We start from the raw sequence: 20,929 nt of genomic DNA, 5'->3' as shown, positions 1-20,929 counted from the left end.
ACTGTCAGGACGGGTGCGGGGGCGCCGGGACTCAGCGGGCGCCGGCCGTCGCCGCGGCGGGGGCTTCGGAAACGGCGTGGGGCAGCACCGGTGGCCGCCGGGGTCGGGCGTGCTGCTCCCAGGCCAGGGCGAACCTCAGCAGCTGGGGCTCGGCGAGCGGGCGCCCGACCACGTCCATGCCCACCGGCAGGCCGTCGTCGGTCATCCCCACCGGCACGGTCATCGCCGGCAGGCCGCTCTGGGAGGCGATCACGGTGTTCGTGGGGAACGTCTCCGCGCTCCAGCGACGGTCCGCGAGCTCCTGTCGCGTCGGGGGTGGCACCTGCACCGTCGGGAAGACGAGGACGTCGACGTCGGCGGTGGCCATCGCGTGGAGCAGGGCGCGCCGGAACTCCTCCTGGCGCACGCGCATCCGGTGGTAGTCCGGGGCGTCCGCCGCCACCCGCGGTCCCGCCGCGGCGGTGGACAACAGATCGGTCAGCGGGTGGAACACCCCGCTGGTGAAGATCTCGTCGAGGCTGCGCACCGGAGCCGCGGGACGGGCCGCGAGGAACGCGGTGATGTCCTCTTTGGACTGCGTCGCGTAGAACGCCGTCTGTTCGATCCAGTCCTGCAGATGGGGCAGTTCCAGGTCGTGCACGTCAGCCCCGGCGGCGCGCAGTTCGTCGGTCGCGGCGAGCACGAGCGCGGAGACCGCCTCCGACTCCGGCAAGGAGCCGAACGCGTCCGTCAGTACGCCCACGCGTGCTCCGGCGAGCGTGGCCCCCTCCAGCGAGGCGACGTAGCTGCCCTGCCTGCCGGGGATCCGAGCCGCCACGGCGGTGAAGGGGTCGGCCGGGTCGAACCCGACCATGGCGTCGAGGAGAACGGCGACGTCGCCCACCGTCCGGCCCATCGGCCCGGGCGTGTCCTGGAAGTGCACGAGCGGCGAGAACCCGGTGCGGCTCACGAGCCCGGTGGTCGGGCGCAGCCCGAAGAGGTTGGCGAAGGAGCCGGGCACGCGGACGGAGCCGCCCGTGTCCTCCCCGACGCCGACGAGCCCCAGGTTCGCGGTCAGCGCCGCGCCCGTGCCGGCGCTCGACCCGCCCGCCTCGCGGTCGAGGGCGTACGGGTTCTTCGTGTGATCGCTGCGCGAGGAGAACGAGAACCAGCCTGCGGCGAAGTCGCACATGGTCGTCTTGGCGAGCACGATCGCCCCGGCCTCGCGCAGCCTGGTCACGACCGTGGCATCGCGCTCGGGGACGTAGTCGGCGAACAGCGCCGACCCGAACGACGTCGGTATCCCGGCCGTCTCCGCCTGGTCCTTGATGAGCACGGGAACGCCGTGCAGCGGACCCTGCAGCTTCCCCGTGGCCGCGAACGCCGCGTCGAGCGCCTCGGCCTCCGCGAGTGCCAGCGGGTTGACCGTGACGACGGAGCCGATGCGCGGCCCTGCGGAGTCGATGTCGGCGATCCGTTGCAGGTACCAGCTCACGAGGTCGGCGCTCGTCGTGGTTCCGGTGAGCACCTGCTCGTGGAATGCGGTGGTGGTGAGTTCCTCGAAGGGCAAGGTCGGCTCCCTCTCGTCAGGCGGGCGTCGGGAAGGCCGAGCCTCCGGCGCCCGACCGCAGGCGGCCGTCGACCGCGCAGGGGTGGTTGGGGTGGATGCCGGGCACCGGTGCCGGGCGGGCGTCGCCCCTGTCGGCCCGGGTCGGCCGGTGCGAGGTCGAGCGCGCGAAGTTCCGCACTCGGTGCGGCGGGGTCTCCGCAGTCCACGACGCTACGGAGCGCAGATGTCCGTCCTGTACCCCTCGGTTTCGGCTCGATGACCGGTCGACGCGGAGGGCACATACCCGCCCACCACGAGACGTACCACCGCTACGTGCGCAAACCCGGCAGCTACTCGCCGGGCGGGAAGTCGGCCGAGCGGCTCACGTCGGCCCACCGCTCCGCCTCCGCGGCACGGGCACGTGAGGACGTCTCGGCCGCCTCCACCGCACCGGCACCGAGCAGCAGGCGCAACGGCGGCTCCTCCAGGTCCACGACGTCGACGATGATCCGCGCCGCCCTGGCCGGGTCGCCCGGAGCGGTCCGGTCGAAGCCGGCGCGACGGCGGTTCATCGCACCGACGGTCTGCTCGTAGTCCGGCCCGACCGGCGCGACCCGCATGGACGAACCGGCCCAGTCGGTGCGGAACGCTCCGGGCTCGACGATGGTGACCTTGATGCCGAGCGGCGCGACCTCGCTGTTCAGCACCTCCGAGAAGCCCTCGACGGCGAACTTCGCCGCCTGGTACGCGGCGGCGCCCGGCGACCCGCCCACGCGGCCACCCACGGAGGAGAACTGCACGAAGTGGCCGCAGCGCTGCGCGCGCAGCACCGGGAGAGCGGCCTTCGTGACGTTCACGACGCCGAAGAAGTTGGCTTCGACCTGCGCACGGAAGTCCTCGTCCGAGGTCTCCTCGATCGGCGAGGAGTTCGCATAGCCCGCGTTGTTGGCGACGACGTCCAGACCGCCGAACTCGTCGACGGCGAACCGGACGGCCGCTCGCGCCGCTTCCGCGTCGGTGACGTCCAGCGCGTACGTGCGCACGCGGTCGCCGTAGCTCTCTGCCAGGTCGGCGACCTGCTCGGGCCGGCGGGCGGTGGCGACCACCTGGTCCCCGTGCTCCAGCGCCGCCGTCGCCAGCTCACGGCCGAAGCCACGCGAGCTACCGGTGATCAGCCAGGTCCTGGTCATGTCCTCTTCCTCACGTCGGGTGAAACCATCTCGGGCAAGTGTCACACGCTCGTAGCACTATGACGGGTATCCGCCGCCATGACGCCGAAAGTGAGAGGTGAGGTGCCGCACACCAAGTACGGTGGAATGACCATGAGAGCGGACGCCACACGCAACCTGAACGCCGTGCTGCGCACGGGAGCACGGCTGCTCGCCGAGGATCCGACGGTGAGCATGGCCACGATCGCCACGACGGCGGGGGTGGACCGGCGCACGGTCTACCGGCGCTTCGCCACGCGGGAGGCCCTGCTCGCCGCCGTCTTCCAGGCCAAGCTCGACTCCGCGGAGCAGGTGCTCGACGCGGCCCGGCTCGAGGAGGCGCCGGTGGCGGTGGCGCTGCACCGCTACGTGGAGGGAATCGTGCCGGTCAGCCGGGAGTGGCCGCTCGACGTGCGGCGGATGATGCGCGCGGATCCCGTCGCGAACGAACGCCGGGAGACACAGAGCCGGCGGCTCGACGTGTTCCTGGAGCGGGCGACCGCGGAGGGGCTGCTCCGCGCCGACCTAGCGGAGGGCTGGACCCGCAGGGTGCTGGATCAACTCGTCGACTCGGTCGCCCACGATCTCCCCCGGCTCGATCCGCCGCAGGCCGCCGACCTCGTCGTCGCCACGTTCCTCGACGGGGTCGGTCGGCACTGAGCCGGCGACGTGCGGTCCGGACGTCAGGGCGTGTGCACCACGAGGCCGTCCGCACGTTCACGCTCTCCGAGCAGCTTGCGCAAGGACTGCAGCGCGTTGTACGTGCGCGACTTCACCGTGTCCGGCGGGATGCCGAGCTTCTCCGCCGCTTCTCCGACGCTGCTGCCGTGAATGTACACATCGGCGAGAACCGCACGCCGTTCCGGCGAGAGCGAGTCCATCGCCTGCAACACCTGCATCGAATCCATCGCGCGGTCGGCGGGGACCTGCCCGGTTTCCCGGGTCCGTTCGGCCACCACATCCCGCACGACCGTGAACAACCAGGCACGACCGACGCTCTGCCCGCTTGTATCGGCACCGTGACGCCATGCGCGGATCAGTGTTTCCTGCACGACATCTTCTGCAACGGAACGGTCACCGGTGAGTCGTATGGCATAGGCCAAAATCGACTTCCCGTGCTGCTCGTACAGCCTGCGGACCAACACCTCGCCCGCAACGTCTGCGCGGCGACGAGCCCCCCGGCCTGCCATAGCCACACCCTTCCCGAGATTTCTCCACGTCAGTGAGAACAACCGAGGGAGCCCGACGCTGGGGCCTCGATCCGCAGGGGGCCACCCCCGTTTCCCCCTGCCCGGCCTCTCGTGTCGATCGGCCGATCGACACGTACGCTAGGCCCTGCCTCGTTGAAGCGTCAACCAGGGCAAATCGGGCGTTACACGCAGAGATCACGACCAAGAGGAGTTGGACATGGCCAGGAAGCGCAGCCTCGACGAGGGTCCGGTGCTGCGCGGCAAGATCATGGAGCGGGCAAGCGTGCTGTTCTACGAACGTGGCTTCGCCGCGACCTCGATCCGTGACATCGCCGACGCGGTCGGTATCTCTTCCTCAACGCTCTACCACCACTTCACCAACAAACAAGAAGTGCTGCACGCGATAGCTGTGAACTTCATGAGAGACTTCGTGGCCGAGACCACAGTGGTGCTCCGGGACACATCCCGCACGCCGACCGAGCGAATCCGCGAGACGGTGCGGCTACATCTCACGATCAGCGACGACCGGCGACCCGAGCTGGTCGTCGGCAATCCCATCCGCTACGGCCTCGACCAGGAGCAGCGGCGCGACGCGATCAGACTGCAGACCGAATACCACGACGCCGTTCTGGACGTGATCAGCCAGGGAAATGACGCCAAGGAATTCCACATCGTCGATATCCCACTCACCACCATGGCCCTGCTCGACATGCTCAACGGTGTGCGCGAATGGTTCCGGAGAAGCGGCCCGCTCTCCCTCGACCAGATCATCGACCGATACACGGCCTTCAGTTTGCGGATCCTGGGCGCCTCGCCCGCCCCCAGCACGGGATGACTGCGTGCGGATCGTTCGGTCAGAGCGTCTCGAGTTCGTCGAGCGTGGGGGTCGGCCGCCGTGTTCCGCCTGGCGCGTCGAGATAGAACAGCGCCGTCGACGCGATGTCGTCGTGCAGGGGCAGGTAACGGTGGCCTGCTCGCCATCCCAGCGCCTGGATGTCCACCCGTATCGCGGACGCGAAGCGAATGGGGTCGGGCACATGCCAGCGGTACATCCCGAATCGCTGCTGGCTCTCGTACAGCCCGTCGGGCCGGATGATCTGGTGCAGGCCCAGGTACGGGGTGGTGTAGCTCGTGTACCCCTGACCGGGGACGTCGAAGTTCCACGCGCCGCCGAAGTAGTCCTCGGTTCCGGTACCGCAGATGGTCGGGAAGTCACGGTCGTCGTCGAGGTAGTACTTGATCTCCCCCTCCCCCCACCATCCCCGCGAGTTGACACCCCAGGCGAGATAGGTGCCGACGTACTGACCGGAGCCACGGACGCCGCTCAGCAGCGGGTGGACCGAACCTGACGACAGCGGGTTGGAACGGCGCCACTGTGCGTGCAGGTATCCGCTGTGGTCCTCGTCGGTCCCGACGTCGAAGGTGACCTGGTAGTACACGACGGCGGGCGCGGCGGCCAGGTTCTCGATGGTCAGCCGAGCCGCCGAGCGGAAGGGCATGGGCCAGTAGCTGTTGAGCCCGCCGTGCGGGTTCACCGCGATCATCGACGAGCTGAGCTGCGCGAACCGTCCCCAGCCCTGGCCGAAGAAGTCACCCACCGGCACCTCGACGGCCGGCCTCGCCGCGCCGTCCCAGTAGGCGCGCAGGAGCAGGCTTCTCCAGTTGTCCGGGTGGGTCGTCATCCAGATGTGGGTGATGCGGCCCGGCCCCTCGATGTCGGCGAGGTCGATCGTGGAGTGGGCTCCGATCTCGATGCTCGGCGAGATCTTCCAGCCCTGACCGAGCTCGCGGCCCGGCACCGCCCCGGTGCCCTCGGTGGCTCGACCACCCTGTCCGGGTGCTCCCGTGGGGTTCTCCGGGCTGATCGAGCGGGTGGAGACCGCGCGGAGACGGGCGACGTCGTGATCAGGCATGACGACACACTCCCCGATCGGCTACGAGAGACGCCATCACCACGCAGAACGCGGCGATTTGCGCGGATTGTTCCGAATGTGCCGAACGTCCCACCGTTGGAGGGAGCCATACGCCCGCACAGTGGCTGATGGTGGAGGCAAGCCGGCACGGGCGCCGGCACAACAGACGGGACAGGAGGGTGAATGCGATGACTCGGGCCCAGAGCAACGGTGCTGACGAGAGCCGGACGGTGATCAGTGGCAGCGTGGCGGCGCGGCGCGCAGGCGACCTCCCGTCCCGCCATGCCGGCTGATCGCCGACGCGGCGGAACGCGCCGGACGTCCTATCTCGGGGCGCGTCTGCCGAGGCCGGACGCACCGCTGCTGAGCCAGTCGGTGATGCGCACCAGCACGCCGATCGCGCCGATCAACATGATCACGAGACCGATCACGTACAGGTCGTCTTCGACGAGACCGAGGGCCCCGATGCCGACACCGAACAAGATCACCAACCCCGCTGCGACCATCAGGTCCGCACCTCCGGTTCCTGCGTTGCCCTCTCCCTCTCGCAGTATGCGCGCCGAATCGCCCCGGGCAGGAGGGCCGTCATGACTTCCTACGCGCTCGTGCTGGCCGATGGCGACATCCCGGCGCGCAGCCAGATGGGGGCGTCGCTGGGGTTCCACATCATCTTCGCCTGCTTCGGGGTCGCCTTCCCCGCCGTCGTCCTGATCGCGCATTGGCTCGGGCTGCGGCGAGGCGATGCGGTGGCGCTGGTGCTGGCACGGCGGTGGTCGAAGGTGATGGCGGTGATCTTCGCGGTCGGTGCGGTGTCGGGCACCGTGCTGTCGTATGAGTTGGGGTTGCTGTGGCCGGGGCTGATGGGGCGTTTCGGTGCGGCGTTCGGGATCCCGTTCAGCCTGGAGGGGGTGTTCTTCTTCGTCGAGGCCATCTTCACCGCGATCTACCTCTACGGCTGGCGTGGGCTCTCGCCATGGGTGCATTGGTGGAGCGGGATGCCGATGGTGGTGGCGGGGTTGTTCGGGGCGTTGTCGGTGGTGGCAGCGAACTCGTGGATGAACCAGCCCAGCGGGTTCGTCCTCACCAACGGTCAGATCACCTCGGTGGATCCGTGGGCGGTGATCTTCAACCGGGCCACCCCGTACGAGGTGCCGCACATGATCCTGGCCGCGTACATGGTCACCGGGTTCCTCGTGGCCGGGGTGTATGCGGTGGGGATGCTGCGCGGGCGGTGGGACCGCTACCACCGGCTGGGGTTCCTGATCCCGTTCTCGGTCGCCGCGATCGCGGCACCGATCCAGGTCGTGGTCGGTGACATCGCCGCCCGGATGGTGGCCCAGCATCAGCCGGCGAAGTTCGCGGCGATGGAACTGGTGGACCGCACCGGCACGCACGTCACCGAGTGGCTGGGCGGGATCTACTGGAACGGGCAGGTCTACTTCGGCGTCGGGATCCCGTCGCTGGATTCGATCCTGGTCGGGTTCTCCCCGGACACGCGGGTGATCGGCTGGGAGGACTTTCCCCCCGAGCTGCGCGCCCCGCTGCCCAACCTGATCCACCTGTCCTTCACCGGCATGGTCGCGATCGGCACGCTGCTGGTCGTGCTGGCGGCGTGGCAGGGCTGGGTCTGGTGGTTCCACCGCCGGATTCCGCGCACCCGCTGGTTCCTCGTTCCCGCCGCACTCGCGGGGGTCGGGGCGGTGCTCGCGATGGAGCTCGGGTGGATCGTCACCGAGGTCGGCCGCCAACCCTGGACGGTCTACGGGGTGCTGCTGACCCGTGACGCGGTCACCCCGGCCAGCGGCGTGCCGATCACGCTGGCCCTGGCGATCGTGATCTACCTGGTGCTCACGGCCGTGTGCATCGTGGTGCCCTGGGAGATGGGACGCCGCTGGCGTTCTGCGGGGGACCCACGGCTCATCGAGGACCAGGCCACCCCCTACGGCCCACCCGCCGAACACGAGCAGGAGCAGGAGCGGGAGGTCCGGTCGTGACCCCGTCACCGGAACTGTTCGCCGTCGCGGTCCTGCTCTTCGTCGCGATCGCGGCCTACGCCCTGTTCGCCGGCGCCGACTTCGGCGGCGGCATCTGGGACCTGCTCGCCGGCGGCGACACCCGCGGCGCACGCCCGCGTGAGGCCATCGACATCTCCGTGACACCGGTCTGGGAAGGCAACCACGTCTGGAGCATCTTCGTCCTCGTCATCCTCTGGACCGCCTTCCCACCCGCCTTCGCCGCGATCATGACCGCACTGTTCGTCCCGATCGCGCTGGCCCTGCTCGGCATCTTCTTCCGCGGCATCGGGTTCGCCTTCCGCCACGAAGCCCAACGCCTGCACATGCAACGACTCAACGGCGCCATCTTCGCGATCTCCTCGCTCATGGCACCGTTCTTCCTCGGCGCCGTCATCGGCGCGGTCACCACCGGTGCGGTCCCCCCGAGACCGGCCGGGGAGATCCCCGGAGCCTGGACCAGCACCACAGCGTTGGTGACCGGCGGGCTGTTCGTCGCCACCTGCGCCTACATCGGAGCGATCTACCTCGTGGTCGACTCCGAACACCGCGGCGATCCCGAGATGGCCCGTTACTTCTCCCACCGCGCACTCGCCGCCGGCGTGGTCACCGGCGTGCTCGCCGCGGTCAACCTGCTTCTCATGCAGGCCAGCGCGCCGTACGTCTACGACCGGCTCGTCGGACCGGCGCTCCCGCTCCTGGTCGTGTCGGTGGTGGCAGGAGTCGCCGCGCTCGTCCTGGTCGTCCTGCGTCGCAGCCCCCACATCCTGCGCATCTGCGCCGGCCTGGCGGTCGCCGCGGTCGTCGCCGGGTGGGGATGGGCGCAGTACCCCTGGCTGCTGCCCGGGTCGATGACACTGCTGCAGGGCGCCGCGCCATCAGCCACGCTGTGGACCGAACTCGCCATCACGGGCCTGGCCGTGGTGCTCGTGTTCCCCGCCTTCGGCTGGCTCTACTGGCTGCAACAGCACGGACGGCTCCATGAGACCAAGCCGCACGAGGGCCTCCACCTGGCCACGGCCGTCGCCGGCGAGCCGCTGACCGCTCCGGCGAGCCCCGCTCCCGCGCAGCGTGAGCACAAGGTCGTGGCAACGGTGCTCATCGCGACGGTGGCCACAGAGCTCGTCCGGCAGTTACTGCAGCGCCGGCGGAACCGCCGCGGATGAGATGCGGGGCTTGTCCGCGATCGTCCGGTCGTGATCGGACGAGCCACCGGCGCGGAGCCCGTCAGACGGGCACCGGCGTCTCGCCCTGACGGACACCCCAGAGCCGGACCGTGACCACGATGGCCACGACGGTCAGCAGTGTTGCGGCCAGCATCGCCGCGGTGGTGAAACCCGAGACGAACGCGTCGCCCGCGATCGCCAGCACAGGCGCTGGGTCCGGCAACTGCCCCGCCACAGCCACAGCGCCGCCGAGGGTTCCGGTCGCCGCCTCCGCCACGTCCGGCGGGAGCGCAGCGGGGAGGGCACCCGTGATCTCGTCGCGGTAGACCGCGGTGGCGACCGTGCCGAGCACGGCGATGCCGACCGCTCCGCCGAACTCCGCTCCCGTCTCGCCGACGGCTGCGGCCGCACCGGCGCGCTCCGGCGGAGCGGTCGTCACGATCAGGTCGATGGCCAGTGGTGCGACCATCCCGGTGCCGAAGGTGAGCACCGTGTACGCGGACATCACCGCGAGCACCGAGGACTCGGTGCCGACCATGCCGACCAGCGCGAACCCCGCGGCCGCCACCGCGGTTCCCGCGCCGACGACGAGCGCGGGACGCACCGTGCGCACGAGGGCGGTGGCCAGCCCGATGCCGATCACGGTGCCCGCGATGGTCGGCAGCATCCACAGCGCGGCGACGAACGGACGCAGCCCCACCACGAGTTGCAGGAACTGCACCGCGAGGTAACCCATCCCGGCACTGGCGAGGACGATCATCGTCTGGGCACCGAGAGCGGCGCCGAATCCGCGGCTGCGCAGGAGCCGGATGTCGATCATCGGATCAGCCAGCCGGAGTTGCCTGCGGACGAAGAGCACCGCGACGAGGCAGCCGCCGAGCACGGCCAGCGCCGGGGCCACCCCGACGGCGTGCGCCGCCATCTCCTTCACCCCGTAGACCACCGGGAGCACGGCGGCCAGCGAGAGCAGCGCGGAGAGCACGTCGAACCCGCCCGGACGCGGGTCACGCGACTCCGGCAACAGCACCGGCCCCACCACGAGCAGCAGCAGCATCACGGGCACGTTGATCAGGAACACCGAACCCCACCAGAACTGCTCGAGCAGCAGCCCGCCCACGATGGGGCCGATGGCGACCCCGCCGGTGAACGCTCCGGTCCAGATGCCGATCGCGGCGCGACGGCTGCGGTCATCGGGGAACATCGAGCGGATCAACGCCAGAGTGGACGGGGCGAGCACCGCGCCACCGACACCGAGCAGCGCACGCGCCGCGATCAGCATCTCGGGCGTGGACGCGTACGCGGCGAGGACGGACGCCCCACCGAACGCCCCCGCGCCGAGCAGCAACAGCAGGCGCCGCCCGATCCGGTCGCCCAGCGAACCCATCGTGATCAGGAGTCCGGCGATGAGGAACCCGTACACATCCATGATCCACAACAGCTGCGTGCCGCTGGGGGCGAGGTCGGCACTGAGCCAGGGCGCAGCCATGAACAGCACGGACAGGTCCATCGAGGCGAGCAGGGCAGGCAGCACCAGGACGGCGAGCCCGAGCCAGGCCCGGCGGGAGTCGTTCACGAGGGCGATCATACGTACGTATAAGACATATGTATAGAACGCACGTCCGTCCAGGACCCTAGGATCGCGCCATGGGACACCGCGAGGACCTGCTCACCGGTGCGAAGCGCTGCCTCGCCGAGAAGGGCTTCGCCGCCACCACGGCACGCGACATCGTCGCGGCCTCCGGCACCAACCTGGCGTCGATCGGCTACCACTTCGGGTCGAAGGACGCCCTGCTCAACGCCGCGATCATCGACTCGTTCGACGACTGGGACGACGAGATCGCGCACGCTCTCCGGTCCGGCACGCGCAACAACCCCGTCGACCGGCTGGAGGGGTTCCTCGACGGAGTCGTGGCCGCGCTGACCAGGGACCGGTCCACGGCGGTCGCGAGCGTGCAGGCCTATGCGCGCGCTGAGCACACACCGGAGCTACGGGACCAGATCGCCGACGCCTACGAGCGCGGCCGCCGCTCGGTCGCCGCGCTGATCCTCGACGTCGCCGAGGACGAGATCGACGAACGGACGGCGCTACAGCTCGGCTCCCTGGCCCTCTCGCTGGTCAACGGGCTGGTGCTGCAGATACTGCTCGACCCGGAGCGCGCGCCGTCCGGCCGCGACCTCGCCGCCGCGCTGCGCGCCCTCGCCCCGCTCGGATCGGCCGAGAAGGACTGACGCTCCCCGGCCTGACGAGCCTCAGGCAGGCCGGCCCGTCACGTAGATCATGTTCCGCTCGTTCCCCGGCGCCGGGTGGGTGACGACCTCGCCGAACCCGGCCTCGCCGAGCATCCGCCGGGCCGTCTGCTCGCCCCACGCACCACCGAGCCCGGCTCCCCCCACCGCGAGCGAGACGGTCATGCAGTGCAGGGTGCTGGTCGAGTAGATCCACCGCGCGTGGGGATTGCCGACGTTGTCCTCCAGGTTGCTCGACAGGGCCAGGTCCAGCATGAAGAAGGTGCCGCCCGGGACGAGCGCGTCGTGAACGGCGCGCAACACCGCCGCCGGCGCGGCCTGGTCGTGCACCGAGTCGAAGGCGAAGATCACGTCGAACGGCTGCGCCGGTTTCAGCTCGGCGACGTCGGCCACCTCGAACGTGACGTTGGAGAGCTTCGCTTCCGCGGCTTCGGCCCTGCCCCGGTCGAGGGCGTCCTCGGCGATGTCGTAGCCGATGAACGTCGAGGCGGGGAACGCCTTCCCCAGCACCACCAGCGCATGCCCGGTGCCGGTGCCGATGTCGGCGACCCGGACGCCCGCGGCGAGCCGCTCCCTCAACCCGGGCGCCGCCGGCAGCCACCTGTCGAGCAGCATCTCGTCGACGGGCCGGCGGCTGAGCTGGTCCATCTTGTCGGTGAACTCCGGGCGGAACACCGAGTACGGGACGCCGCCGCCCACCCGGAACGCGTGCTCGAGCTCGCCGAGGTGCTTGCCCAGGCTCGTGACCATTCCGGCGAGTGGCGCCATGTTCGCGGAGCCGTTGCCGGTGAGGCCTGCTGCGTGTTCGGCCGGAATGGTGTATTCGCGCGTCGCCGCGTCGTAGGTCATGATCCCGTTGGCCACGATCGACCCGAGCCATTCACGCACATAGCGCTCCTGCAGGCCGGCCCGGTCGGCCAGCTGCTGCGCGGTCGCCGGACCTTGCGCCGCGGCCTCGAACAGGCCGGTGCGGTACCCGAGGTCGATCATGTAGGTCAGCAACCCGTTGGTGTACACGCCGAAGAGGTGCTGAGCGAACTCGGTCTGCCGTCCACGATCCAGGTCGAGACTCTTCGTCATACTTGATTTTCTACACTCCGAAAATCGTGACCATTAGGTTACCTGCACCACATCGGCGATCCCGATCGGGCAGTTTCGGCACGCGCGTGGTCACTTCCCTCCATCACGAGGAATGCACCATTGTTCGCGATTCTCGGCACTCACCGCCGACGAAGGCGCCAGTACAACAGACCGGCCTGGATGACGAAGAACGCTCCACCGGCTCCTGCGTACATGACGATGGCGTTCAGCCGCGGATCGTCGCCGAGTGCGGTGACGCCGAAGCCGCCGCCGGCGAGGACGGACAGCGCTCCGGCAAGCAGCAGCGACCACTGTCGACCCATCTCGGGGCGGTGCCGGTGCAGCGCCGCGACCAACTGCGCCACGCCGGAGACGATGGCCCAGCCGCCGAACACCAGCAGCACGGAGGGCACGTCGATGTTCCCGGCTATCGCCAGAGCGACCGCTGCGAGGGTGCTGACTGCGATGTTGAACAGCTGCAGACCTCGTCCGGGCATGCCGGACCGATCGCGAAAATCAATGAACACGGCGACCGCATCGATCAGTGGATAGACGACCAGCAGGATAATCGTGCCGGCCGCGAGAGAGTCGAGGACGGTTGCGAACCCGACGGCCCACAAGATTGCGATCAGGCCACGGATCACGTACAGCCGGAGCAGGGAGGACGCACCGCTCCTCACGCGAGCCGTCGCGAACGAGGAGGTGCGGGGATGCGAATTCACCACGATGCCTTCCATGGAGGGCGAGAATGTGCCGCGCACCGGCGTCGACGGCCTGTGCCCGCGAAGCCGGCCCGGCCTCTCTCCGCCCGGGTTTTGCCGATAACTGTTATTGCGAGTCCGGCGTGCGGCTCGCCGTGAGCCGGTCAGCGTGTCGGCCCTTGGGGAGATGAAGGCGCGTCACTGTGGTGCACGGTGTCTGGTCCGTGCCTCGTTTCTCCGGCCGGCACGGCGGTGATCGTATGTGCCCGCTGACCGGCTCGGCGACCGTGAGGTGACGCCGCCGGTGTACGTCACCGTGGCGGCTCAGCCGATCCCGGCCTGCAGCAGGGCAGGACGATCCAGCTCCGGGCGCCTACCTTCCGCGGAACTCGGGACGACGCTTCTCCTGCCGGGCCCGGCGGCCCTCGGCGCGGTCTTCGCTCCCCCAGCAGGCCGCGAACGCGGCGTCAAGCTCCGCAGCGTCGCTCACCGGCTCGACGATGTCGTTGAGCACGCGCTTGGAGTACGCGAGGGTGAGCGGGGCGAGCTCGGCGATCTCCGTCGCCCAGGTGATCGCATCGGCACCCGACCCGGCGCGCTCGGCCAGCCCGCAGGCCAGCGCGGCGTCGGCGTCGAGCTGCGCGCAGCCGAGCAGGAGTGCCCGGGCCGTGCCGTTGCCTGCCAACACCGACAGCCGCCGGATGGTCCACGGGTCCACCGCGAGGCCGATCTTCGCGGTCGGGACGCCGAAGAGCGCTGTCGGCGCGACGACCCGCAGATCCGCGGCGATCGCGAGCTGCGTGCCCGCGCCGATCGCAGGTCCGTTCACGGCGGCGACCACCGGGACCGGCGCGTCGACCACCGCGTGCAGCATCGCGTAGTGCGCGTCGCGGAAGTCGGCGGTGTAGACGTCGTCGAGGTCGGCACCCGAGCAGAAGCTCGTGCCGCTGCCGGTGAGCACGAGCGCCCTCGCGCCGTCGGCGACGGCGCCGCGGACCGAGTCGCGGAGCATGTTGCACAGCTCGGCGTTCAGCGCGTTGCGTTTCTGCGGGCGGTCGAGGGTCAGCACCGCGACCCGCCCATGGTCTGTCCGGACGATCAATGGAGCGCCTTCCGCACGGCGTCGGGGTGATCGGAGGGGGCCGAGGGAGTCCCCCGCGCGCCCAGTCCCCCGCCCACCCTGCCCCACGCCCCGCTCATCCGCGTGAGGCGGGCCCCGTTGCCTCCGCGGCGTTATGGTGACGACCACCGTCCAGAAGGTGTCCCCGGCCACCTCGTCCACAGTGGAGCTGCAGTATGCCGACATCGGGCCCCGCGGTCGGCAGGCCGCGCGATCCCGCGCTCGACCGGCGGATCGCGCTCGCTGCGGTGGAACTGTTCGGCCGGGCCGGCTGGGCGGGGTTCAGCGTGGAGGCCGTGGCCCGGCAGGCCGGCGCCGGGAAGGCGTCGATCTACCTGCGGTGGCCCACGAAGGAACGCCTGCTCTCCGACGCCCTGGAGACCCAGGTCGTCGACCTCACCGACGCCGACACCGGCACCCTGCGCGGGGACCTCGTCCACCTGGCCCGCCAGCTACTGGACCTCTACCTGGGCGAATGCCGCCAGGCCGTGCTGCGGATGAGCGTGGAGGCCTCGGAGATCCCCGGCGTGGCGAACCGCTGGGCAACGCTGCAGGAGTCGCAGGTGCTCGCCGCTCGCGCCATGGTCCGCCGCGCGATGCGGCGCGGGGAGGTCAGCGACGACACCTCCGTCACCCTGCTGCTCGACGCCCTGTGCGGCGGGGTCGTGATGCACGTGGTCGCCACACCGCCGCACCTGCGCCACCGTCTCCTCACCGACGCCCCGCGGTACGCGGAGAGCCTCGTGGACTTCCTCCTGCGCAGCGTCGACGCCGGATCCTGACTGACACCCGCGTTGCCGTCGATCCGGCAGCGCGGCTATGGTCACCGCCGATTCAGACGAGATACGTCTAGGAAGGGTCCCGTCCGGCTGGAGCCGCCCACCTCATGACCACGCGCGAGCTCGACCCCCGCACACCCGTCCTGGTCGGGGTCGGACAGGCCTCCGAACGCCTCGACGACCCCGGCTACCGACGGCGTTCCGCCGTGGAACTGGCCGCCGCGGCGGCGACCGAGGCGCTCACCGACACGGCGTCGGATCCTGTCGCGGTGGCGGCTGCGGTCGACACGGTCGCCGGGGTACGGCAGATCGAGAACTCGATCCCCGGTGTCCGCGCTCCCCTGGGCAGGTCCGACAACTACCCGCGATCGGTCGCCTCCCGCATCGGCGCCTCGCCTGCGCGCGCGATCCTCGAGGTCGTGGGAGGTCAATCCCCCCAGCACCTGGTCACCGAGCTGGCGGCCACGATCGCCGCAGGCCGGTCGGAGGTGGCGCTGCTGTTCGGTTCGGAGGCGATCTCGACCGCCCGCCACCTGCGCACCGCCGTGGATCGCCCGGACTTCACCGAGCACGTCGACGGGGATCTCGAGGACCGCGGATTCGGCCTCCGGGGCATCCTGTCGCGACACCAGACCGACCACGGGCTGGTGGGCATGCCGAGCCGATTCGCGCTGGTCGAGACCGCCCGCCGAGCGCGGCTGGGACAGACCCGCGGGGAGTACGCACTCGGGATGGGGCGGCTCTTCGCTCCGTTCACCGAGGTCGCCGCCGCGAATCCACACGCCGCGGCCCCTACCGTGCGCACCGCCGAGGAGCTCGCCACGCCCTCCGCCGCCAACCGGCCGCTCGCCGACCCGTACACCCGTTACCTCGTGGCACGTGACCAGGTGAACCAGGGCGCGGCGGTGCTGCTGATGTCGGTGGCCTCGGCGCGGCGGTTGGGCGTGCCCCGCGAGCGGTGGGTGTTCCTGCACGGCCACGCCGACCTGCGCGAACGTGATCTTTTCGAACGCGTTGACCTCAGCGCGTCACCGGCGTCGGTACTCGCGGCACGGCACGCGCTCGACGTCGCCGGGATCGGCCCCGACCAGATCACGACGTTCGACCTCTACAGCTGTTTCCCGATCGCGGTGTCGAACATCTGCGACGGCCTGGGCATCGACCCCGCCGACCCGCGAGGTCTCACCGTCACCGGTGGCCTGCCGTTCTTCGGCGGTGCAGGCAACAACTACTCGATGCACGCGATCGCCGAGACCGTGCAGCGGATGCGTGCCCTGCCGGGGGCGTTCGGGTTCGTCGGTGCCAACGGCGGCACGATGACCAAGTACTCGGCCGGGATCTACTCCACGACTCCGGTGGAGTGGCGGCCGGACCGCAGCGGCGAGATCCAGGCCGAGATCGACGCGTGGCCCGCGCCCGAACACGTGGTGCGCGCCGACGGCCGGGCGACGATCGAGACCTGCACGGTCACCCACACCCGCGAAGGCGCCCGCACGGGAATCGTCGTCGGACGGCTCGACGACGGGGGCGCCCGCTTCCTCGCCAGGAACGCCGACGGTGACGACACGGCGATCGACCTGCTGACCGTCGGTGAACCGGTCGGAAAGCCCATCCACGTCCGGTCGTTCGACTGCGGTAACCGGTTCAGTTCCTTCCGGAAACAGCTGTAACGGATCCCGCGCCCAGCCGGGTGGCGCGAGGATGAGAGAGGCACATCACGGTCGATGCGTATCGCGCTGCGGCGGGGAGGCCGCAACCTTGAACACCGACACCCGCCGCGCCGCCCGCCCCGGAGCAACAATGTCTGAGCCCGACCCGCAGACCGTCCTTCTCCTCCAGCACCAGCACGACGGTGGCCCGGGCAACGTCGTGACGTGGCTCGACGAGCACGGAATTCCGTGGGAGCTCGTCGACGTCTCCGCCGGTTCGCTGCCACCGGTCACACCGCACCGGGCGATCGTGGTGCTGGGCAGCGAGGAGGCCGCGTACGACCCCACGGTGGCCTGGCTCCCCGCCGAGAAGGCCTACCTGGCGCAGGCCATGGCGATCGGCACACCGGTTCTCGGGCTGTGCTTCGGCGGGCAACTGATCGCCGACGTGCTGGGCGGTCAGGTCACGAAGGCCGACGTCACCGAGATCGGCTGGGTCGATGTCGCAGCCCTGCCGGATTCGGCACAGAACGGTGCCGCTGCGGATCCGGCCGACGCCGTCGTGCTCGGCACGTGGTTCGCGTGGCACTACGACGAGTTCCAGCCGCCCCCCGGCAGCACGGTGCTCGCCGCGACGAGCAACTGCGTGCACGCGTTCCGCCACGGGCCGCACCTGGCTCTGCAGTTCCACCCCGAGGTCTCACCCGCGCACATCGAGGTGTGGCTGGACAAGACGTCGCGGCAGGATCGGCCGGCGGTGAACGCCGAGGACGCCCGCCGCATGCTCGATGAGTCCGAACGGCGCAGCACCGCAGCCCGCGACGCCGCCTTCCGCCTGTACGCGTCGTTCTTCGGCGAGTCCGTGTCCTGACGGCAGAGGCGAAGGGCCCGCGGGTCCGGGGTCGTTCGCGGGCGGCAGAACCTGGGGGGCGCCGGTACGTTCGATGCGAATCTACGAGGAGAGAGGCCGACGAGAGGCCGGTTGCCGTGAGCATCTCCGTGTTCCTGCTCGACGACCACGAGATCGTCCGGCGTGGTATCGCCCAGTTACTCGAGTCCGAGGACGACATCCAGGTCGTCGGCGAGGCCGGCAGCGCGGCCCAGGCCCTGGCCCGGATCCCCGCCCTGCGACCCGACGTGGCGATCCTCGACGTCCGCCTCCCCGACGGCGAGGGCGTCACCGTCTGCCGCGAGATCCGCTCCACGGTGGTGCCGCCTCCGGCCTGCCTGATGCTCACCTCGTACTCCGACGACGAGGCCCTGTTCGGGGCCATCATGGCCGGGGCCTCCGGCTACCTGCTGAAACAGGTCACCGGCATCGACCTCATCGGAGCCGTACGCACCATCGCCGAGGGCGGCTCCCTCCTCGACCCGAAGGCCACCGCCGTCGTCCTGGAGCGCCTGCGCAAGGGCGAGGAGCCCCCCGATCCCCGCTACGAGTCACTCAGCCCCCAGGAACGACGCATCCTCGGCTACATCGCCGACGGCCTCACCAACCGCCAGATCGGCGCCGAGATGTACCTCGCCGAGAAGACGGTCAAGAACTACGTCTCCTCGCTGCTGCACAAGCTCGGCTTCTCCCGCCGCACCGAAGCCGCCGTCTACGCCACGGAACACCGCCGGGGCAGCGGAACCTGACGACCCGCGGGTCGGTGCCTGGCGCGGACGCGGCGGTCCCAGGACCAACGGCCCGACTGCGGGGAACGAGTGGCACTCGTCCGTGGACGTTACCGAGGCGCAGGCTCGGCATAGCCCCGTGCACCGGGGAAGCGCGATGACGAGCGAGCGAGCAGCGATGAGCGATCCCGACCTGGCCGGGGCGGTCACGGACGCCCTGCGAGCACCTTCGGTTCAGAACACCCAGCCCTGGAAGTGGCGCATTCTCGACGACTCGGTGCAGCTGTACGCGGATGAGGACCGCCACCTCTACGTGACCGATCCCGAGCAGCGCGACCTCGTCCTGAGCTGCGGCGCCGCCCTGCATCACCTCCTCGTCGCACTCGCCGCCCGCGGCGTCGGGACCGACGTGACGCGCCTGCCCGACCCCGAGGACTGCGACCACCTCGCCACGGTCGCCGTGAACCCCGCATCGGCGCCCGACGCACTCACCGCCTCGCTCTACCCCGCGATCGCCGCTCGGCGGACCGACCGGCGCCGCATGAGCGACGACCCGGTGTCTCCCGACCAGGTGGAAGCCTTGCAGGAGCACGCCGGGCACGTCGGTGGCCTGCTCGTGCCGGTGACCGAGCCGCACGCACGGGAGCAGCTGGTCGCCACACTCACCGAGGCGAACGAACAACAGCGCCACGAACCGGGCTACGCGTCCGAACTGCGGCTGTGGACCCACCGGCTTCCCGGCAGCCACGACGGCATCCCCGCAGACGCGGTGGCGGCCTCCGTCTGCGGCGCGCGACCGACCGGGCTGCGGCGCTTCGGACCCGCCACCCTCGCCCAGCCTCCGCTGTCGCCGGGACATACTCCGGACGACGCCGCGGAGTTCCTGGTCGTGGCCACCCCGACCGACACCGTGTTGGACCACATCCGTGCCGGGGAGGCCACGAGCGCGGTCCTGCTCGCGGCGACTCGGATGGGTTTGGCCACCACCCCGCTCAGCCAGGCACTCGAGATCGACTCCTGCCGGCACCGGATACGCACCGAAGTGCTGCGCATGCCCGAGTACCCGCAGCTCGTGGTCCGGGTCGGCCTGCCGGCCACCGGAGCCGACGAGCTGCCGGTGACGCCACGGCGCGCGCTGCGCTCGGTCCTTCTGCCCGGCTGAGGTCCGCGCGCCCGGCAAGTTCGCGAGTCCCCTGGCGATCGGGCCGAAGGACTCTGCCCGGCGGTTCGTCGAGCGAGCAGGGTGGACCGGCATCCGGACCATGGCCGTCAGCATGGAGAGGAGCCGCCGATGAGCAGCTTGATGCGGCGCGACCGAGGCGGAGATGTCGCCAACCGCCTCAACCGGATGGACCGGTTCCTAGACGAGTGGATGCGCGCGCTGCCGGGCCGTCGCCCCTTCGGCGTGAGCATGGACTGGCTCGTCGAGGACGCGATCCGCGTCGACCAGTTCCGTGAGGGCGACACCGAGGTCATCCGCGCTGAACTACCCGGGATCGACCCGGAGAAGGACATCGACCTCACCGTCGGCGGCGGGGTGCTGCGGATCAACGCCGAACGGCGCGTCGAGGAGACGACCGAGGACAAGGGCTACCTGCGCCACGAGCTGCGCTACGGCAGGTTCGGCCGCACGCTGCCCCTTCCCGACGGCGTGACCGATTCCGACATCACCGCCACCTACAAGGACGGGATCCTCGAGATCCACATCCCGATCCCGAAGACCACCACCAGCGAGCGCAAGAAGATCGAGATCAGCAAGAGCTGACGATCGGACACGCCTCGCCGGGCTCACACCAGGAACACGACATGATCGAGAAGCGCTGGAACATCGACATCACGATCGACGAGCAGGACGGGAACACCCGCGCGACGGCCCGTCTGCACACCCCGGAGAGCGATCGACTGGTCGGCACCGGGCTGGCTCGGTGCAACCCGACCGACCACGACGTGCCCGAGATCGGCGACGAGCTCGCCGTCGCACGGGCACTCGCCGACCTCAGCGACCGGCTGCTCAGGGACGCCACCCTCGACATCAGCAGGAACATGGGACGCGACCTGCGGGTCTGACCCCTCGTCGCGATCCCAGGCCGCCGGCACGTGCGGGTGGCCTGCTACCGGTGTCCGGTCCACTCCGGTCCGATGTCGGCCCACTCGCGCGCCCATCGCCGGGCGTTGACCGCGTCGATCCCGCGCCGCACCAGCAACCACACCACACCGAGCACGGACGCCCCGACGGCCAGCACGGCGATGCCGGTGAAGATTCCTGCCGCCACGGCGTCCACCCTCGCCGGGGGCGGATCCACGGTCGCGCCGGTGCGGTCCACCCACACCGGCACCTCGGAGCCGGCGGGCGCCGCGGCCGGCACGGGCACGAAGCCCGTACGCCGAACACCGTCGGGACCGACCCACTCCACCTCGACAGCGATCCGGCTTCCCGGGTCTAGGGGCACCACGGGCGCCTGCGCGAGCACACGGGCAGGCAGCATGGTCCGGTCCTGCGACTGGGTGTGTATGCGCTCGTTCACCCGGCCGTGCGCGCCGACGCCGGCGATCAGGGCGGCCGCGACGAGCAGCAGGGACGCGGAGAGCAGCACCCACACCACGACGTCCTCGATGAGATCCGTCGCCCGGCGGGGCAGCTTCCTGACCGCGGCGTGCTGTTCGTCCTGCTCACCGGGCACCGCGACCACCTCGCCCCCTTCTCCGTCTCAGCTCCTCC

Annotated in this window: 22 protein-coding genes; 12 read left to right on the top strand and 10 right to left on the bottom strand. The window is 70.4% G+C overall.

The features are described 5' to 3' along the window. Positions 1-31: 31 nt before the first annotated feature. Both MMF94_RS01390 and MMF94_RS01385 read right to left on the bottom strand, forming a co-directional pair. The gene (locus tag MMF94_RS01390; RefSeq protein WP_241034523.1) at positions 32-1,549 is read right to left on the bottom strand and encodes an amidase; all 1,518 of its coding nucleotides are present in this window, start codon (positions 1,547-1,549) and stop codon (positions 32-34) included. A 329-nt stretch (positions 1,550-1,878) separates the two neighbouring features. Then, complete coding sequence (locus MMF94_RS01385) at positions 1,879-2,718, bottom strand: oxidoreductase (RefSeq protein WP_241034522.1); 840 nt, start codon at positions 2,716-2,718, stop codon at positions 1,879-1,881. 132 nt (positions 2,719-2,850) lie between these two features. Between MMF94_RS01385 and MMF94_RS01380 the strand changes: the two genes are divergently transcribed. Then, positions 2,851-3,396, top strand: coding sequence for a TetR/AcrR family transcriptional regulator (locus tag MMF94_RS01380; protein ID WP_241034521.1), 546 nt, complete (start codon positions 2,851-2,853; stop codon positions 3,394-3,396). A 23-nt stretch (positions 3,397-3,419) separates the two neighbouring features. On the opposite strand, the gene MMF94_RS01375 is transcribed toward MMF94_RS01380, so the two are convergent. After that, the gene (locus tag MMF94_RS01375; RefSeq protein WP_241034520.1) at positions 3,420-3,926 is read right to left on the bottom strand and encodes a sigma-70 family RNA polymerase sigma factor; all 507 of its coding nucleotides are present in this window, start codon (positions 3,924-3,926) and stop codon (positions 3,420-3,422) included. Positions 3,927-4,176: 250 nt separating this feature from the next. On the opposite strand from MMF94_RS01375, the gene MMF94_RS01370 reads away from it, so the two are divergent. Further along, on the top strand, positions 4,177-4,761 hold the full coding sequence (locus MMF94_RS01370) for a TetR/AcrR family transcriptional regulator (RefSeq protein ID WP_241034519.1): 585 nt from the start codon (positions 4,177-4,179) through the stop codon (positions 4,759-4,761). Positions 4,762-4,780: 19 nt separating this feature from the next. On the opposite strand, the gene MMF94_RS01365 is transcribed toward MMF94_RS01370, so the two are convergent. Beyond that, positions 4,781-5,839 carry a glycoside hydrolase family 172 protein gene (locus MMF94_RS01365; protein ID WP_241034518.1) on the bottom strand — a complete coding sequence of 353 codons (1,059 nt, stop codon included), beginning with the start codon at positions 5,837-5,839 and terminating at the stop codon, positions 4,781-4,783. A gap of 323 nt (positions 5,840-6,162) precedes the next feature. Next, a complete protein-coding gene (locus MMF94_RS01360) occupies positions 6,163-6,345 on the bottom strand; it encodes a hypothetical protein (protein ID WP_241034517.1) in 183 nt (60 codons plus the stop codon). A gap of 81 nt (positions 6,346-6,426) precedes the next feature. Between MMF94_RS01360 and MMF94_RS01355 the strand changes: the two genes are divergently transcribed. Next, a complete protein-coding gene (locus tag MMF94_RS01355) occupies positions 6,427-7,833 on the top strand; it encodes a cytochrome ubiquinol oxidase subunit I (RefSeq protein WP_241034516.1) in 1,407 nt (468 codons plus the stop codon). Then, positions 7,830-9,017, top strand: coding sequence for a cytochrome d ubiquinol oxidase subunit II (locus tag MMF94_RS01350; protein ID WP_241034515.1), 1,188 nt, complete (start codon positions 7,830-7,832; stop codon positions 9,015-9,017). The genes MMF94_RS01355 and MMF94_RS01350 overlap by 4 nt, the downstream gene beginning before the upstream one ends. A 61-nt stretch (positions 9,018-9,078) precedes the next feature. Here the strand turns inward: MMF94_RS01350 and MMF94_RS01345 are convergent, their stop codons facing one another. Next, positions 9,079-10,590, bottom strand: coding sequence for an MFS transporter (locus MMF94_RS01345; RefSeq protein WP_241034514.1), 1,512 nt, complete (start codon positions 10,588-10,590; stop codon positions 9,079-9,081). A gap of 71 nt (positions 10,591-10,661) precedes the next feature. Between MMF94_RS01345 and MMF94_RS01340 the strand changes: the two genes are divergently transcribed. After that, entirely contained in the window at positions 10,662-11,246 is a 585-nt protein-coding gene (locus MMF94_RS01340) for a TetR/AcrR family transcriptional regulator (RefSeq protein WP_241034513.1), read from the top strand. 21 nt (positions 11,247-11,267) lie between these two features. Here MMF94_RS01340 and MMF94_RS01335 read toward each other — a convergent pair whose 3' ends face one another. From MMF94_RS01335 to MMF94_RS01325, 3 genes are all read right to left on the bottom strand, one after another. Continuing rightward, positions 11,268-12,344 (bottom strand): class I SAM-dependent methyltransferase, encoded by a 1,077-nt coding sequence (locus MMF94_RS01335; protein WP_241034512.1) that lies wholly within the window; start codon positions 12,342-12,344, stop codon positions 11,268-11,270. Between the two features lie 140 nt (positions 12,345-12,484). Beyond that, positions 12,485-13,081, bottom strand: coding sequence for a DUF308 domain-containing protein (locus MMF94_RS01330; protein WP_241034511.1), 597 nt, complete (start codon positions 13,079-13,081; stop codon positions 12,485-12,487). 337 nt (positions 13,082-13,418) lie between these two features. Continuing rightward, a complete protein-coding gene (locus MMF94_RS01325; RefSeq protein ID WP_241034510.1) occupies positions 13,419-14,147 on the bottom strand; it encodes an enoyl-CoA hydratase in 729 nt (242 codons plus the stop codon). A 194-nt stretch (positions 14,148-14,341) separates the two neighbouring features. Here MMF94_RS01325 and MMF94_RS01320 point away from each other — a divergent pair, with 194 nt between their 5' ends. The 7 genes from MMF94_RS01320 (at position 14,342) to MMF94_RS01290 (ending at position 20,277) form a co-directional block, all read left to right on the top strand. Continuing rightward, entirely contained in the window at positions 14,342-14,947 is a 606-nt protein-coding gene (locus tag MMF94_RS01320; RefSeq protein ID WP_241034509.1) for a TetR/AcrR family transcriptional regulator, read from the top strand. A 104-nt stretch (positions 14,948-15,051) separates the two neighbouring features. Next, positions 15,052-16,614 carry an acetyl-CoA acetyltransferase gene (locus MMF94_RS01315; protein WP_241034508.1) on the top strand — a complete coding sequence of 521 codons (1,563 nt, stop codon included), beginning with the start codon at positions 15,052-15,054 and terminating at the stop codon, positions 16,612-16,614. Positions 16,615-16,744: 130 nt separating this feature from the next. Continuing rightward, positions 16,745-17,464: a type 1 glutamine amidotransferase gene (locus MMF94_RS01310; protein ID WP_241034507.1), complete on the top strand. Its 720-nt coding sequence runs from the start codon at positions 16,745-16,747 to the stop codon at positions 17,462-17,464. A gap of 116 nt (positions 17,465-17,580) precedes the next feature. After that, positions 17,581-18,231 (top strand): response regulator, encoded by a 651-nt coding sequence (locus MMF94_RS01305; RefSeq protein ID WP_241034506.1) that lies wholly within the window; start codon positions 17,581-17,583, stop codon positions 18,229-18,231. Between the two features lie 136 nt (positions 18,232-18,367). Continuing rightward, positions 18,368-19,372: an Acg family FMN-binding oxidoreductase gene (locus MMF94_RS01300; RefSeq protein ID WP_241034505.1), complete on the top strand. Its 1,005-nt coding sequence runs from the start codon at positions 18,368-18,370 to the stop codon at positions 19,370-19,372. Positions 19,373-19,501: 129 nt separating this feature from the next. Then, positions 19,502-19,975, top strand: coding sequence for an Hsp20/alpha crystallin family protein (locus tag MMF94_RS01295; protein ID WP_241034504.1), 474 nt, complete (start codon positions 19,502-19,504; stop codon positions 19,973-19,975). A gap of 41 nt (positions 19,976-20,016) precedes the next feature. Then, positions 20,017-20,277, top strand: coding sequence for a DUF1876 domain-containing protein (locus MMF94_RS01290; RefSeq protein WP_241034503.1), 261 nt, complete (start codon positions 20,017-20,019; stop codon positions 20,275-20,277). A gap of 44 nt (positions 20,278-20,321) precedes the next feature. Here the strand turns inward: MMF94_RS01290 and MMF94_RS01285 are convergent, their stop codons facing one another. Beyond that, on the bottom strand, positions 20,322-20,891 hold the full coding sequence (locus MMF94_RS01285) for an Rv1733c family protein (RefSeq protein WP_241034502.1): 570 nt from the start codon (positions 20,889-20,891) through the stop codon (positions 20,322-20,324). Between the last annotated feature and the right edge of the window lie 38 nt (positions 20,892-20,929).

Source organism: Pseudonocardia alaniniphila (assembly GCF_022524485.1).
In the GTDB taxonomy this organism is placed as follows: domain Bacteria; phylum Actinomycetota; class Actinomycetes; order Mycobacteriales; family Pseudonocardiaceae; genus Pseudonocardia; species Pseudonocardia alaniniphila.
This window is presented reverse-complemented; position numbering and strand designations above follow the sequence as displayed.

Excerpts from the sequence above, each read along its gene's own strand:
- MMF94_RS01385 (WP_241034522.1), bottom strand. The coding sequence starts at position 2,718 with ATGACCAGGACCTGGCTGATCACCGGTAGCTCGCGTGGCTTCGGCCGT.
- MMF94_RS01380 (WP_241034521.1), top strand. The coding sequence starts at position 2,851 with ATGAGAGCGGACGCCACACGCAACCTGAACGCCGTGCTGCGCACGGGA.
- MMF94_RS01375 (WP_241034520.1), bottom strand. The coding sequence starts at position 3,926 with ATGGCAGGCCGGGGGGCTCGTCGCCGCGCAGACGTTGCGGGCGAGGTG.
- MMF94_RS01365 (WP_241034518.1), bottom strand. The coding sequence starts at position 5,839 with ATGCCTGATCACGACGTCGCCCGTCTCCGCGCGGTCTCCACCCGCTCG.
- MMF94_RS01360 (WP_241034517.1), bottom strand. The coding sequence starts at position 6,345 with ATGGTCGCAGCGGGGTTGGTGATCTTGTTCGGTGTCGGCATCGGGGCC.
- MMF94_RS01355 (WP_241034516.1), top strand. The coding sequence starts at position 6,427 with ATGACTTCCTACGCGCTCGTGCTGGCCGATGGCGACATCCCGGCGCGC.
- MMF94_RS01340 (WP_241034513.1), top strand. The coding sequence starts at position 10,662 with ATGGGACACCGCGAGGACCTGCTCACCGGTGCGAAGCGCTGCCTCGCC.
- MMF94_RS01335 (WP_241034512.1), bottom strand. The coding sequence starts at position 12,344 with ATGACGAAGAGTCTCGACCTGGATCGTGGACGGCAGACCGAGTTCGCT.
- MMF94_RS01330 (WP_241034511.1), bottom strand. The coding sequence starts at position 13,081 with ATGGAAGGCATCGTGGTGAATTCGCATCCCCGCACCTCCTCGTTCGCG.
- MMF94_RS01320 (WP_241034509.1), top strand. The coding sequence starts at position 14,342 with ATGCCGACATCGGGCCCCGCGGTCGGCAGGCCGCGCGATCCCGCGCTC.
- MMF94_RS01315 (WP_241034508.1), top strand. The coding sequence starts at position 15,052 with ATGACCACGCGCGAGCTCGACCCCCGCACACCCGTCCTGGTCGGGGTC.
- MMF94_RS01310 (WP_241034507.1), top strand. The coding sequence starts at position 16,745 with ATGTCTGAGCCCGACCCGCAGACCGTCCTTCTCCTCCAGCACCAGCAC.
- MMF94_RS01300 (WP_241034505.1), top strand. The coding sequence starts at position 18,368 with ATGACGAGCGAGCGAGCAGCGATGAGCGATCCCGACCTGGCCGGGGCG.
- MMF94_RS01295 (WP_241034504.1), top strand. The coding sequence starts at position 19,502 with ATGAGCAGCTTGATGCGGCGCGACCGAGGCGGAGATGTCGCCAACCGC.
- MMF94_RS01290 (WP_241034503.1), top strand. The coding sequence starts at position 20,017 with ATGATCGAGAAGCGCTGGAACATCGACATCACGATCGACGAGCAGGAC.